This is a genomic window from Herbaspirillum sp. BH-1 (assembly GCF_002870055.1).
GTDB classification, from domain to species: domain Bacteria; phylum Pseudomonadota; class Gammaproteobacteria; order Burkholderiales; family Burkholderiaceae_D; genus Herbaspirillum; species Herbaspirillum frisingense.
In genome coordinates, this window is sequence record NZ_PKOI01000003.1 from 18986 (window position 1) to 31659 (window position 12674).

The following is a 12674-nucleotide window of genomic DNA, read 5'->3' on the forward strand; positions in this document are numbered from 1 at the left end:
CAGTAGGTGTCGGGGTGGAGCCCGGGCAATGCCGGGCGATGCGCTAATGCTATAAAAGAGATAAAGGATTTACAGACTGGCCAGGCGATCCAGCGCCAGTTGCAGGGTCTCGTCCTTCTTGGCGAAGCAAAAGCGCACGATGCCGGATTCGCGTGGCGTGTTGTAGAAGGCCGAGACCGGGATGGCGGCCACACCGATCTCGGTGGTGAGCCACTTGCAGAACTCGGCTTCGGGCTGGTCCGAGATGGCGCCGTACTTCACGCACTGGAAATAGGTGCCCTGCGAAGGCAGCAGTTCGAAGCGGGTCGCGGCCAGGCCGGCGCGGAACAGGTCGCGCTTCTTCTGGTAGAAGGCCGGCAGGTCCAGGTAGGGCGCCGGGTCCTTCATGTAGGCCGCCAGCCCGTATTGCACCGGGGTATTGACGGTGAACACGTTGAACTGGTGCACCTTGCGGAATTCGGCCGTCAGGGCGGCGGGTGCGGCCACGTAGCCGACCTTCCAGCCGGTGACGTGGTAGGTCTTGCCGAAGCTGGAATTGATGAAGCTGCGCTCGGCCAGTTCGGGGTGACGCGCCAGGGACTCATGCGGCTGGCCGTCGTAGACCATGTGCTCGTAGACTTCGTCGGAGAGGATCAGGATGTCGGTGCCGCGCACGATATCGGCCAGGGCTGCCACGTCGGCGGCGCGCATGACGCTGCCGGTCGGGTTGTGGGGCGTGTTGACCATGATCATGCGGGTCTTGGGGGTGACTGCGGCCTTGACCTTGTCCCAGGGGATGCTGTAGCCGGCCGCGCCCACTTCCATCTGCACGAACACCGGCACGCCACCGGCCAGTTCGATGGCCGGTACATAGCAGTCGTAGACCGGTTCGATGACGATGACTTCATCGCCGGCATGCACCGCGCACAGTACCGAGGTCAGGATGCCCTGGGTGGCGCCGGCGGTGACGGTGATCTCGGAGACCGGATCGTAGCGATGCCCGTAGAGCTGCTCGACCTTGTAGGCAATGGCCTCGCGCAGCGGCAGCACACCGGCCATGGGCGGGTACTGGTTCAGGCCGTCCTGCATGGCCTGGGTGACCGCGTTGACCAGCGTCGGGTCGCAATGGAAATCGGGGAAGCCTTGTCCCAGGTTGACTGCGCCCTTTTCGGAGGCCAGTGCGGACATGACGGTGAAGATGGTGGTGCCGACCTTGGGCAGCTTGGTGACGATAGTGGGGGTGCTCATTGCAGCGGGCTCGTTCTTGTGATGATCGCAAGCCCGTTATTCTAGCCGCATTCGCCGACCGGTTCAGGCAGGCATCGCAAGGAAGGCATCCGGCCGCCAGTGCTGGGGCTGCACGATGGCGAACATGCCACGCTTGAGGGTGCGCTTGCCCAGCTTGAGCACGGCCTTGTCCTTGCTCACCAGCACGTGGGCGCGGCACTGCAGGGCCAGTTCCAGGAATTTCTGGTCGTCGCGGTCGGTGCAGACGGGCAGGCCGAAGGTATTGACCTCGGCCAGAGGCAGGCACTGCAGCAGGCGGTCGAATTCGGCGCAGATAGACGGCTTGTTCTCGGGCGTGACCGGCAGGTGGGGATAGTCCAGCACCGCCAGCCATTCATTGCGGCAGTCCTCGCGGGTGTAGGCCTCCACGCTGCCGTCTTCGAGCGCCTGCTGCAGAGCCGCCCAGCGCGGGTCGCGGAACACGAACAGGTCCAGGCAGACATTGGTGTCCAGTACCAGCCGCTGGCGCCCGTCGGGGGAGGCGGTAGCCAGGGTGGCAGCGGGTTCTGAAGAAAGCGGAGAAGGGAGAGGGTGTGTTGCCGGATTGCTCATTGAATGGAAAAGCTAGTTGTCGATGCCACGCTGGCCGGGGAGCGGCGCTTCCTGCTTGCTGAAGAGCTCGCCGCCAGATTCGAGCGCATCATACCCCTGATCGGTGACGCGCCAGAAATTATGCATGTCCACCGCTGCCAGCCCGCGGTCATAGAGCAGGCGCAGATGATGCAGGATGACCTCGGGCGCCACCTGGCCGGGGAGGGCACTCTGGATCTTCTCGACGTCGCCGTAGAGGGTGCCGAAGGATGCCAGCTGCTTCAGGATTTCGCCCATCAGGGCTTTGTCTCGTTTCATGTCGTCCTCCTTGCCGGTGATCAATGCATAGTGGCCTACAGTGCTGGCCTGCAGCGGCGGCCTGCAGCGCATGCGCAGGCCGCCGCCACTGTCAACATGGACAGCGATTGGCTGCCGAAGTGCCGGCGTAATGCACCTTGCTGGTCCTTGCTGCGGTTACCTGCGGCGGCTACTCCATTGATCTACGGCAAGAATGTTGCAGAACTTGAATGGCGGCCCGGCCGCCATCGTGCTGCCGCTCAGAACTGTTCCCAATCTGAATCATTGCCGGTCTCCACCTTGTTGCTGCGCGAGGCGGCAGCTTCGCTCTTGCGCGCCGGCAGGGCCGGTGCGGCAGCAGCCGCGGCCACAGGGGCGCGCGCGATGGCCGGGGAGGATGCCGGGCGGGCGGCTGGCGGCGATTTGGCCGTGACAGGTGCAGCCGCACGGCTGACCGCGCCGGCTGCACGGGTGGAGCGAGGCGCATGACCGGAGAGGTCGGGCTTGAGCTTGAACACGCTGACCAGTTCGGTCAGGCGGACGGCCTGTTCCTGCAGCGAGCCGGCCGCGGCGGCGGCTTGTTCGACCAGCGCGGCGTTCTGCTGGGTCACTTCGTCCATCTGGGTGATGGCGATGTTGACCTGTTCGATGCCATCGCTCTGCTCCGAACTGGCGGCAGTGATCTCCCCCACGATGTCGGTCACACGGCGCACGCTGGCCACCACTTCGGTCATGGTGCTGCCGGCAGTTTCGACCAGCTTGCTGCCGGTATCGACCTTGGCCACCGAATCGTCGATGAGCATCTTGATTTCCTTGGCTGCGGCGGCCGATCGCTGCGCCAGGGAACGCACTTCCGAGGCCACCACCGCGAAGCCGCGCCCCTGCTCGCCGGCGCGGGCCGCTTCCACGGCGGCGTTCAGGGCCAGGATATTGGTCTGGAAGGCGATGCCGTCGATCACGCTGATGATTTCCACGATCTTGCGCGAGGAATCGTTGATGGCGCCCATGGTATCGACCACCTGCGACACCACGCTGCCACCCTGGGTGGCCACGTCGGACGCCGAGTGCGCCAGCTGGTTGGCCTGGCGGGCGTTGTCGGCGTTCTGCTTGACGGTCGAGGTCAGCTCTTCCATGGCCGAGGCGGTTTCTTCCAGCGAACTGGCCTGCTGCTCGGTACGGGTGGACAGGTCCAGGTTGCCGGTGGCGATCTCGCGGGAGGCGGTGTTGATGGTGTCGGTGCCTTCGCGGACCTGGGTGACGATGCGCAGCAGGCTGTCGTTCATGGCCTTGAGCGAGCGCATCAGGTGGCCCGTCTCGTCGGCTCCGGCGGGTTTGATCTCGACCGTCAGGTCGCCCTCGGCCACGCGTTCGGCCACGTGCATGGCATCCTGCAGCGGACGCGAGACGATGCGTGCCACCCAGGTCGCCAGCAACATTCCCAGGCCGATGCAGGCGGCCAGCAGGGCGCCGATCATGATGCGCGAGCTTTCATAGCGGTCCTGGGCTTCCTGATCAGTTTCCTCGCTGCCTTTGACATTGATGTTGACCGCGTTGTCCAGGGCGGCAAACAGGCGCAGGTAGACCGGGGTCGCTTGCTTGATCAGCAGTTCGCGGGCGTCGTCGATCTTTTGTGCGCGCACCTGGGTGGCGATCTCCTGATGCATCTTGGTGAAGATGGCCTGATCGGCCTTGATCGCATCGAAGTTGGTTTTCTCTTCGGGCGAATTGACCAGGGGCGCGTACTTGTCCAGGATCCTGGCCAGGTCGGTGAAGAGGCCGCCGATGGTTTTTTCATTGCTCTCCACGTTGCCCTCGTTGCCCGGCAGCATGTGTTGCAACTGTATCGTGCGGATGCGCGCCAGAGCGACCTTGGCCTCCAGCGGGTAGCGCACGCTGGGCAGGGAATTGGTGGCGATTTCGGTGGAGGCGTCGTTGACCCGTGAGAGCTGCACGATGGAAAACACCCCCAGCACGGCGGTCAGGAGCAGGATGGCGGCAAAGGTCAGCATCAGCTTGCGGGCGATGCGCAGATCGTAGAACCATTTCATGGCGTGTCCTTGGTCTTGGAATGGCGGTGGTGGAGCACCGGATGCGGATGACGGATCGACCCTTGCCTGCAGGGTTGGCTCATGCAGTTTAGGAGCCTGCCTTGTCAGATCAAAGCGGCAATAACCAGTGTTTTGCGGCGCATATTGCCGCTTCGGCGGAACTTGGAGGAGGGCGCGGGCGCAAGGGCCGCGCTTTCGGTATCATGGCGGCCATCTTGTCCCAACCTGATCATTGGATAACCGCCTCATGCTGATTGTTTTGTCTCCCGCCAAGTCGCTGGACTACGACACGCCTCCGACCACCGATGTGCATACCACGCCGGCCTTTGTGCCGCGCTCGGCCGAGCTGATCGAATTGCTCAAGAAGCTCTCGCCGGCTGAGATCGGCAGCCTGATGGGAATTTCCGATCAGTTGTCCGTGCTCAATGTGAACCGCTATGCAAGCTGGTCGCGCAAGTTCACCACGAAGAATGCCAAGCAAGCCGTGCTGGCCTTCAATGGTGACGTCTACGAGGGCCTGGATGCGGCATCGCTCAATGGCAAGCAGCTGGATTACCTGCAGAACCATGTGCGCATTCTCTCCGGCCTGTACGGGATGCTGCGTCCGCTGGACCTGATGCAGCCGTATCGCCTGGAAATGGGGACCAGGCTGGCCAATCCCAACGGCAAGGACCTCTACGCCTTCTGGGGCAGCGAGATCACCGATGCCCTCAATGAAGAACTGGCCGCGCAGAAGACGCCGGTGCTGGTGAACCTGGCCTCGGACGAATACTTCAAGTCGGTCAAGCCCAAGCTGCTCAAGGCGCAGGTGGTCGCGCCGGTGTTCGAGGACTGGAAGGGCGGCAAGTACAAGATCATTTCCTTCTACGCCAAGCGCGCACGCGGACTCATGGCGCGCTATGCGGCGCAGAAGAATATCAACCAGCCGGAGAAGCTCAAGGCCTTCGACCTGGAAGGCTATGCCTTCGCGCCCGAGGCTTCCAACGAAAAGAACTGGGTCTTCCGCCGTCGTCTGGAGGGCTGAACTGCAGCCGGGCAGGGCTCAGCGCCTTGCCTGATGGAAACGTCAAGCAAACAAAAAACCCTCGCCATCTGCATGGCGAGGGTTTTTTTATATGGGGTGAAGCTGGCTTACCAGACCTTCCACCAGGGCTTGGCCTTCTGCTTGGGGCCACCGGTGTACCAGGGGCTGTTGGGATAGGTGGCCTGGATGATGCGTTCGGTATCTTCCTTCAGCTTGGTCTGTCCCAGGGCTTCATAGGAGCGCATCAGGATGAACAGCGCCTCTTCGTTGGCGGGCGAATCCGGATACTGCTTGATGGCACCCTGCGCGCGGTTGGCGGCCGATACGTAGGCGCCACGGCGGTAGTAGTAGTTGGCTACGTGGACGTCGTATTGGGACATGGCGTTGACCAGGTATTTCATGCGGGCAAGGGCGTCCGGGGTGTACTTGCTGTCCGGGAAACGTTCTGCCAGCAGCTTGAACGAGTCGAAGGCGTCACGCATGGCCTTGGGATCGCGCTCGGTGTTGTCCTGGTCGGTGAAGGTGTCGAAGATGCTGGTGCGATCATTGAAATTGATCAGGCCACGCAGGTAGTACATGTAGTCGACGTTGGGATGGTTGGGGTGCAGCTTGATGAAGCGATCCACCGCCGCCAGGCCCTGCGCCTGCTCGTTCTGGCGGTAGTAGGCGTAGGCGATGTCCATCTGTGCCTGCTGCGCATAGGTACCGAAGGGGTAGCGCGATTCCAGCTTCTCGAAGTACTTGATGGCCTTCTCGTAGCCACCGGCATTCAGTTCGTCCTTGGCTTCCGAGTATAATTTCGAGGCAGACCAGCCGACCGTCTCATCCTTTTGCTCCGGCAAGAGGCCGCAGGCGGTGAGCGAGAGGGCAAAACCGATGATGAAGAACTTCAATAAGATTTTGTGCATGACTCTTGTGTGCTTGTCTGGGACTTATCAGTTGTGCATGGCGCTGTGCGCCTACCCGAGCCGGCTGCATCGATACCCGAAATACAATCAACCCGATCCGGCGATTATAGCTGATGTCACGTAAGAAACCCCTTCCGATTACAAATGGCGATACGCCAATGACCCCCGACCTCCCCGCCGAGGAGGCTTTCGACGACGATAACGGCCAGGCCGCTGCCGACGACGATGGCAGCTCTGGCCTGGAGCCCCTGAGCCTGCGCCTGGGCGATGAAGTCATCGGCCAGCGGCTGGACAAGGTCCTGTCCGGCCTCATGCCCGAATTTTCCCGCAACCGCATCCAGCAATGGATTGAAGACGGTCACGTCACCGTCGATGGTGCCCCCGCCAAGGCCAAGATGACCATGCTGGGCGACGAGCTGGTCGAGGTGGCGCCGCAGTCGGCCCCGGCCGATCAGCCCTATGCGCCCGAAGCCATGGCGCTGGAGATCCTGCATGAAGACAAGTACATCATCGTGCTCAACAAACCGGCTGGTCTGGTGGTGCACCCGGCTGCCGGCAACTGGAGCGGCACGCTCTTGAATGGTCTGTTACACCATTGCCCGGCGCTGGCCAAGGTGCCGCGTGCCGGCATCGTGCACCGGCTGGACAAGGAGACCAGCGGCCTGATGGTGGTGGCCAAGACGCTGCCGGCGCAGACCGATCTGGTGCGACAGCTACAGGCGCGCAGCATGAAGCGTCAGTATCTGGCGCTGGTGTGGGGCTTGCCGCAGCTGTCCGGCACCATCAATGCGCCGATGGCGCGCCATCCGCGTGACCGCATCAAGATGGCGGTATCGCAGAGCATGCGCGCCAAGCCGGCGGTGACCCATTACCGTCGCCTGGCCACCGGCGAGATCGATCGCAAGCCGGTGAGCCTGGTGCATTGCCGCCTGGAAACCGGACGCACCCACCAGATCCGCGTGCACCTGCAGTCGCTGGGCTTTGCCCTGGTTGGTGATGCGCTGTATGGCAAGCACCACCTGATCCCGGTGTTCCCGCGTCAGGCGCTGCTGGCCGGTCGCCTCGGCCTGGTCCACCCGGGTAGCGGCAAGTTCCGCCAGTGGGCCGCACCGCTGCCGGAGGACATCGTGGCGCTGCTGCAGCGCGCCGGCATCGATCCGGCCCTGGCGGTGATTCCCGAAATGGATGACCAGCCCGATCCGGTGGCCGGCGACTATGACGACGAAGATGATGACTATTGAGCGGCCCCGGCGGGCCGGGGAGGGCGCTCCATGGAGCTGCTGATTCCCGACTGGCCGGCGCCTGCCGGCGTGGGCGCCATGACCACCTTGCGCGTCGGCGGCTACAGCCCGGCTCCCTACGACGATGGACATGGTGGCCCTGGCCTGAACCTGGGCCTGCATGTGGCCGATGATCCCCTGCTGGTGGCCCGTAATCGTGCGCTGCTGCGCCGCCTGCTGCCGCAGGAGCCGGCCTGGCTGAGCCAGGTGCATGGGGTGGAGGTGCTGGATGCGGCCGACTTGCCGGCGCAGCCGCAGGCCGACGGCTGCATCAGTACGACGCCCGGCGCGGTGTGCGTGATGATGACCGCCGATTGTCTACCGGTGCTGTTCTGCGATCGCGCCGGCAGCGTGGTCGGCGCAGCCCATGCAGGCTGGCGCGGGCTGGCGGCCGGCGTGCTGGAGCGCACCGTGGCCGCCATGCGCGCGCGTGGGGCGGTCGATGTCATGGCCTGGCTGGGGCCGGCCATCGGGCCGGACAACTTCGAAGTCGGGGCCGAGGTACGGGAAGCCTTCCTGGCCCGGCAGCCAGAGGCTGAAGCCGCCTTTCGCGACTATCCCGGTCGCCCCGGCAAGTACCTGGCCGACATCTATCAGCTGGCGCGCCAGCGCCTGGCCGCAGTCGGGGTGCACGACGTCAGCGGCGGTGGTCTGTGCACGGTCGCCGACCAACGCTTCTACTCCTACCGGCGTGACAAGACCACGGGCCGCATGGCCTCGCTGATCTGGCTGAAATAATTCCGGTCCTCGTGCTTTGCACGCCGTCAGGGATGGCGTTGCAGGGCCTGGATCAGCTCCTGCGTATGCCCCGGCATGCCTTCCAGTCCGCGTACGCAGATCAGCAACTGGCGGCGGCTCCAGCCGTCGTTGAGCGGGATGGCACGGATATCCATGTGGCCGGCGCTGGCCAGGGCCGCCGTTTCCGGGATCACCGCCACGCCTACCTGATGCTCGACCATGCGGCAGATGCCGTCAAAGCTGCGCAGCCGGACCCGGTATTGCAGCCGTCGGCCGGCCCGTGTGGCGTGGCCCGAGAGATGCTGTTGCAAGGCGCTGTCGCCGGACAGGCCGACGAAATCCTCACCCAGCAGCTCGCTGAAGGCCAGCGACTTGCGGCGGGCCAGCGGATGCTTTTTCGATAGCACGGCCACCAGGTGATCCTGGCGAAACGGATAGGTCTGCAGCGGGCCACTGTCGGTGGAGTCGGCGATGATGCCGACATCGGCCACCCCGTCTACCACGGCCTGCACCACCTCGTAGCTCAGTTTTTCTTCCAGTTCGATATCGGTATGCGGATGCAGCGCCAGGAAGCGTGCCAGCACTTCCGGCAGGAATTCGGTCATGGCCGAGGTATTGCACAGCAGCCGGATATGCCCCTTCAGGCCCTGCGCGTACTGGCCCAGTTCGTCGCGCAACTGTTCCATCTGCTGCGCCATCATGCGTGCGTGGTGGGCCAGCGCGCGCCCGGCATCGGTGGTCTGCACGCCGCGTCGGCCGCGCTCCAGCAGGGGCGTGCCCAGGGCGTCCTCCATATTGCGGATGCGGGCGCTGGCCGATGCCAGTGCCATATGGGCGCGGGTGGCGCCGGCGGTGATGCTGCCACTCTCGACCACGTACAGGAACAGGCGCAGGTCGGATAGTTCGAATCGGTTGCTCATGGTGTGTAGGGTGTGGTGTGGAGTGTGGAGTGTGGGGAGGGGCGCAGGTCCACAACAGGCAAAATGGGGCAGGCAAGCCGGATTGTGCCTTCGGCCAGGCCGAAGGCTGCCTAAGTGTATTCCACATTTGCAGAGCCGACCGAGGCTGGCAGACTGAACGCCTTGCAGCAAGCACCTTCGACTTCTCCTTTCGCCATGCCCAGCCTGTTTTCCTTCCTCGATATGAATGCCACCGTCCTGGCCGTGAGCCTGGCGGTGTTCCTGCTGGCTGGCTTCATCAAGGGTGTGATCGGCCTGGGCCTGCCGACGGTGGCGATCGGTTTGCTGAGCCTGGTGATGTCGCCGGTACAGGCGGCGGCCTTGCTGATCCTGCCGTCGATGGTCACCAATGGCTGGCAACTGGCCACCGGTGGCGCCTTCCTGGCGCTGGCGCGGCGCCTGTGGGGCATGCTGGTTGGCATCATGGTGGGTACGCTGGCCGGCAGCGGCCTGATGGGAGTGGACGGTGGCCGCCGTGCCATTGTCATCCTGGGCCTGGCACTGATGCTGTATGCCATCGCCGGACTGGCGGCGTGGACGCCGAGCGTACGGCCCGGGCTTGAGCGCTGGTGGTCGCCCGTCATCGGGCTATTGACCGGGCTGGTGACGGCGGCCACCGGTGTGTTCGTGATCCCCGCCGTCCCTTATCTGCAGGCACTGGGCTTGCAGCGCGACCAGTTGATCCAGGCGCTGGGCTTGTCCTTCACGGTCTCCACCCTGGCACTGGCCGTCAACCTGGGGCAGGGTGGAGCCTTCAGCGGTGGCGTAGGCTGGGCCTCGCTGGTGGTGCTGGTGCCGGCTTTGCTGGGCATGGCTATTGGCACCCGGGTGCGCGGCATGGTGCGTGCAGCCAGCTTCCGGCGCGCCTTCTTCATCGGCTTGCTGCTGCTGGGCCTGCATCTGGCCTGGCACATCACCGAGCTGGCGCCATGGTGACGATGACCTCGCCAACCTGGCGGATCGAGGGGCCGAAGCAGCAGTTGCCCGGCGAAGTGCATGTCTATGCCTGGCTGGATGGCTGCATGATTGCCATGCTTGATTGTGAGTTACGTGACAGTCAAGGTTTGAAGTTACGTATGGCCTATGTCTCACCACCGTGGCGAGGCTCGGCCGTCCTGCGTGACATGCTGGCCGTGCTCAAGCCGCGTTACCGACCGATCGCCCTGCGTCGTTCTCGCAGGCGCTGAGTGCCCGGACTGAGGTTTTCGGTGCAGTCCGCTCCCATGATGCACTGCGCAAACCTGTGTGCCGTATAGCGCGCGGGTTCACGATGATGGTGCGTGCGGCCTGCCATTTTCTAAGTTTTCCTGTTCGCCGGATGGAGTGGCCGTCAAGTCTCTTCAGGAAGGGTGACGGTCCTCAGGCTCGGGCGGCGACTCGCGTTTCACGGAACTGTCATGTTCCAGGTCTTCCTTGCGGGCCGCTGCCAATTTCTTCATATTTTGACGATTCCGCTTGCGTTGCGGCGTACCCATCAGGTATAAAACGATGGTCAGGGGAATTATCCCGTACAGCAGGAAAGTGGCGATGCCGGCAATCGCTGACTGTTCGGTGATCGACATCATGAAGACGACGTAGAGCCATGCGATAGCGACGATATACATGGTGAGATGGCGCTTCGAGACAAACCGTAAAGATACGCGAAAATTGCAGATCCGAGCATGAACAAGCAGAATCCGCAGCAACCCTCTCCCGATGTATCCGCGTGGCTGGCACAGATGTCCGATCCGAAGTTCTGGACCTCGCTGCAGTCCCAATTCCAATCCCAGTTCGAGCAATTCAGGTCGCATCTGCCGCCCATGCCCAATATGCCCGGCATGGCAGGCATGCCGCCCGGTGCAGGTCAGATCGATCCGACACTGCTGGCCAGGCAGCTGGGCGACATGGGCGCCACGCTCGACCCCGCCGATGCGGTCCGCCTGCAGCAGGAATACACCCGCGAGTTCGGCGAACTGTGGCAGTCGATGCTGTCGGCCAAGGCGCCGACCATCACCGATCGCCGGCTGTCGGCACCGGCCTGGCAGGAGCATCCCTACTTCGCGTTCCAGGCGGCGGCCTACCAGCTCAATTCACGCTTCCTGCTGGCCATGGCCGATGCGGTCAAGGGCACCGATAAGGTGCGGCACAAATTGCGTTTTGCAGTGCAGCAGATGATTGATGCGATGTCGCCGGCCAACTTCCTGGCGACCAATCCGGTGGCCCAGCAAAAGATCATCGAGACCCGCGGCGAGAGTCTCACCAAGGGCATCGCGCAATTGCTGGCCGACCTGCAGAAGGGCCATGTCTCGCAGACCGACGAGACCGCCTTCGAAGTGGGACGTGACGTCGGCGCCAGCGAGGGGTCGGTGGTCTTCGAGAACGAGCTGTTCCAGCTGATCCAGTACAAGCCGCTGACCAAGACCGTGCATGCGGTGCCGCTGCTGATCGTGCCGCCCTGCATCAACAAGTTCTACATCCTCGACCTGCAGCCGCAGAATTCGCTGGTGCGCTACACGGTGGAGCAGGGGCACACCGTGTTCCTCATTTCCTGGCGCAATGCCGACGAGACGGTGGAGGCAGCGACCTGGGACAACTACGTCGATGATGCCGTGGCACGTTCCATCCACATCGTCCAGGAAATCAGCAAGCAGCCGCAGATCAACGCCCTCGGGTTCTGCGTGGGCGGCACGCTGCTGTCCTGCGCGCTGGCACTCTTGGCCGCCCGTGGCGAAGACCCGGTGGCCAGCCTGACGCTGTTGACCACCTTCCTCGATTTTTCCGACACCGGTGCCATCGACGTCTATATCGACGAGATGCAACTGGCCCTGCGCGAGCAGATGATCGGCCAGCGCGGGCTGATGGCCGGGCGCGATTTCGCCAGCGCCTTCTCCAGCCTGCGTCCCAACGACCTGCTGTGGAACTACGTCGAATCCAACTACCTCAAGGGCGAAAAGCCCAGCGCCTTCGACCTGCTGTACTGGAATGCCGACAGCACCAACCTGCCCGGACCGATGTTCTGCTATTACCTGCGGCATATGTACCTGGAGAATGCGCTCAAGGAACCGGGCCGCCTGACAGTGGGCGGCGAGAAGATCGACCTGCGCAAGATCAGCGCCCCGGCCTTCATCTATGCCTCGCGTGATGATCACATCGTGCCCTGGAAATCCGCCTATGCCTCGCTGGATCTGGTCAACGCCGGCAAACGCAGCAACAATCGTTTCGTGCTGGGCGCGTCGGGACACATTGCCGGCGTGATCAATCCCGCCTCCAAGAACAAGCGCAATTACTGGACCAACGACAAGGCCCGTGCCGGCGCCGATGCCGATACCTGGCTGGCCGGCGCCACCGAGCATCCCGGCAGCTGGTGGGGCGAGTGGGCGGCCTTCCTGGCCAAGCATGGTGGACGCAAGGTGGCCGCGCCCAAGGCGCCGGGTTCGACCCGCTACAAGCACATCGAGCCGGCCCCGGGCCGCTATGTCAAGGTCAAGGCCGACCAGCTGGTGGCCTGAAGGATCAGCCAGCCGGCCAGGGGAGGCCCAGAAGCCGGCGGCGATGATGAAAAGAGGGCGGTGATCCGGCAGACCGGAGCCGCCGACAGAGAGAGACGACCGGCGTCGCATCCGCGGCGGCATCGGCCAGACCAA

At 63.7% G+C, this 12674-nt stretch carries 13 protein-coding genes; 6 read left to right on the forward strand and 7 right to left on the reverse strand.

What is annotated here, in order from left to right:
• Positions 1-69 precede the first annotated feature (69 nt).
• The 4 genes from HBH1_RS05055 to HBH1_RS05070 all read right to left on the reverse strand — a co-directional run bounded on the left by HBH1_RS05055 (position 70) and on the right by HBH1_RS05070 (position 4142).
• The gene (locus HBH1_RS05055) at positions 70-1227 is read right to left on the reverse strand and encodes a pyridoxal phosphate-dependent aminotransferase (RefSeq protein ID WP_102661842.1); all 1158 of its coding nucleotides are present in this window, start codon (positions 1225-1227) and stop codon (positions 70-72) included.
• A gap of 63 nt (positions 1228-1290) precedes the next feature.
• Positions 1291-1818, reverse strand: a complete 528-nt coding sequence (locus HBH1_RS05060; protein WP_102661843.1) for a putative toxin-antitoxin system toxin component, PIN family — start codon at positions 1816-1818, stop codon at positions 1291-1293.
• A gap of 12 nt (positions 1819-1830) precedes the next feature.
• On the reverse strand, positions 1831-2115 hold the full coding sequence (locus HBH1_RS05065; protein ID WP_077238304.1) for a hypothetical protein: 285 nt from the start codon (positions 2113-2115) through the stop codon (positions 1831-1833).
• Between the two features lie 239 nt (positions 2116-2354).
• Positions 2355-4142 carry a methyl-accepting chemotaxis protein gene (locus tag HBH1_RS05070; RefSeq protein ID WP_102661844.1) on the reverse strand — a complete coding sequence of 596 codons (1788 nt, stop codon included), beginning with the start codon at positions 4140-4142 and terminating at the stop codon, positions 2355-2357.
• A 247-nt stretch (positions 4143-4389) separates the two neighbouring features.
• Between HBH1_RS05070 and yaaA the strand changes: the two genes are divergently transcribed.
• Positions 4390-5166, forward strand: coding sequence for a peroxide stress protein YaaA (gene yaaA / locus HBH1_RS05075; RefSeq protein ID WP_102661845.1), 777 nt, complete (start codon positions 4390-4392; stop codon positions 5164-5166).
• Positions 5167-5273: 107 nt separating this feature from the next.
• Here the strand turns inward: yaaA and HBH1_RS05080 are convergent, their stop codons facing one another.
• Positions 5274-6074 carry an outer membrane protein assembly factor BamD gene (locus HBH1_RS05080; RefSeq protein ID WP_102661846.1) on the reverse strand — a complete coding sequence of 267 codons (801 nt, stop codon included), beginning with the start codon at positions 6072-6074 and terminating at the stop codon, positions 5274-5276.
• A 113-nt stretch (positions 6075-6187) separates the two neighbouring features.
• Here HBH1_RS05080 and HBH1_RS05085 point away from each other — a divergent pair, with 113 nt between their 5' ends.
• Both HBH1_RS05085 and pgeF read left to right on the forward strand, forming a co-directional pair.
• Entirely contained in the window at positions 6188-7315 is a 1128-nt protein-coding gene (locus HBH1_RS05085) for an RluA family pseudouridine synthase (protein WP_102661847.1), read from the forward strand.
• 30 nt (positions 7316-7345) lie between these two features.
• Complete coding sequence (pgeF, locus tag HBH1_RS05090) at positions 7346-8092, forward strand: peptidoglycan editing factor PgeF (RefSeq protein WP_102661848.1); 747 nt, start codon at positions 7346-7348, stop codon at positions 8090-8092.
• A 26-nt stretch (positions 8093-8118) separates the two neighbouring features.
• Here pgeF and HBH1_RS05095 read toward each other — a convergent pair whose 3' ends face one another.
• Positions 8119-9012: a LysR substrate-binding domain-containing protein gene (locus tag HBH1_RS05095; RefSeq protein WP_102661849.1), complete on the reverse strand. Its 894-nt coding sequence runs from the start codon at positions 9010-9012 to the stop codon at positions 8119-8121.
• A gap of 195 nt (positions 9013-9207) precedes the next feature.
• Between HBH1_RS05095 and HBH1_RS05100 the strand changes: the two genes are divergently transcribed.
• The gene (locus HBH1_RS05100; RefSeq protein ID WP_102661850.1) at positions 9208-9987 is read left to right on the forward strand and encodes a sulfite exporter TauE/SafE family protein; all 780 of its coding nucleotides are present in this window, start codon (positions 9208-9210) and stop codon (positions 9985-9987) included.
• Positions 9981-10238, forward strand: coding sequence for a hypothetical protein (locus HBH1_RS05105; RefSeq protein ID WP_102661851.1), 258 nt, complete (start codon positions 9981-9983; stop codon positions 10236-10238). The genes HBH1_RS05100 and HBH1_RS05105 overlap by 7 nt, the downstream gene beginning before the upstream one ends.
• 153 nt (positions 10239-10391) lie before the next feature.
• On the opposite strand, the gene HBH1_RS05110 is transcribed toward HBH1_RS05105, so the two are convergent.
• On the reverse strand, positions 10392-10655 hold the full coding sequence (locus HBH1_RS05110; RefSeq protein WP_102661852.1) for a hypothetical protein: 264 nt from the start codon (positions 10653-10655) through the stop codon (positions 10392-10394).
• Positions 10656-10712: 57 nt separating this feature from the next.
• Between HBH1_RS05110 and phaC the strand changes: the two genes are divergently transcribed.
• Positions 10713-12539 (forward strand): class I poly(R)-hydroxyalkanoic acid synthase, encoded by a 1827-nt coding sequence (gene phaC / locus HBH1_RS05115; RefSeq protein ID WP_102661853.1) that lies wholly within the window; start codon positions 10713-10715, stop codon positions 12537-12539.
• Positions 12540-12674: the final 135 nt, after the last annotated feature.

Bases quoted from the DNA above. Each gene is read 5' to 3' on its own strand.
- HBH1_RS05055 (WP_102661842.1), bottom strand. From the start codon at position 1,227: ATGAGCACCCCCACTATCGTCACCAAGCTGCCCAAGGTCGGCACCACC.
- HBH1_RS05060 (WP_102661843.1), bottom strand. From the start codon at position 1,818: ATGAGCAATCCGGCAACACACCCTCTCCCTTCTCCGCTTTCTTCAGAA.
- HBH1_RS05065 (WP_077238304.1), bottom strand. From the start codon at position 2,115: ATGAAACGAGACAAAGCCCTGATGGGCGAAATCCTGAAGCAGCTGGCA.
- HBH1_RS05070 (WP_102661844.1), bottom strand. From the start codon at position 4,142: ATGAAATGGTTCTACGATCTGCGCATCGCCCGCAAGCTGATGCTGACC.
- yaaA (WP_102661845.1), top strand. From the start codon at position 4,390: ATGCTGATTGTTTTGTCTCCCGCCAAGTCGCTGGACTACGACACGCCT.
- HBH1_RS05080 (WP_102661846.1), bottom strand. From the start codon at position 6,074: ATGCACAAAATCTTATTGAAGTTCTTCATCATCGGTTTTGCCCTCTCG.
- HBH1_RS05085 (WP_102661847.1), top strand. From the start codon at position 6,188: ATGTCACGTAAGAAACCCCTTCCGATTACAAATGGCGATACGCCAATG.
- pgeF (WP_102661848.1), top strand. From the start codon at position 7,346: ATGGAGCTGCTGATTCCCGACTGGCCGGCGCCTGCCGGCGTGGGCGCC.
- HBH1_RS05095 (WP_102661849.1), bottom strand. From the start codon at position 9,012: ATGAGCAACCGATTCGAACTATCCGACCTGCGCCTGTTCCTGTACGTG.
- HBH1_RS05100 (WP_102661850.1), top strand. From the start codon at position 9,208: ATGCCCAGCCTGTTTTCCTTCCTCGATATGAATGCCACCGTCCTGGCC.
- HBH1_RS05105 (WP_102661851.1), top strand. From the start codon at position 9,981: ATGGTGACGATGACCTCGCCAACCTGGCGGATCGAGGGGCCGAAGCAG.
- HBH1_RS05110 (WP_102661852.1), bottom strand. From the start codon at position 10,655: ATGTATATCGTCGCTATCGCATGGCTCTACGTCGTCTTCATGATGTCG.
- phaC (WP_102661853.1), top strand. From the start codon at position 10,713: ATGAACAAGCAGAATCCGCAGCAACCCTCTCCCGATGTATCCGCGTGG.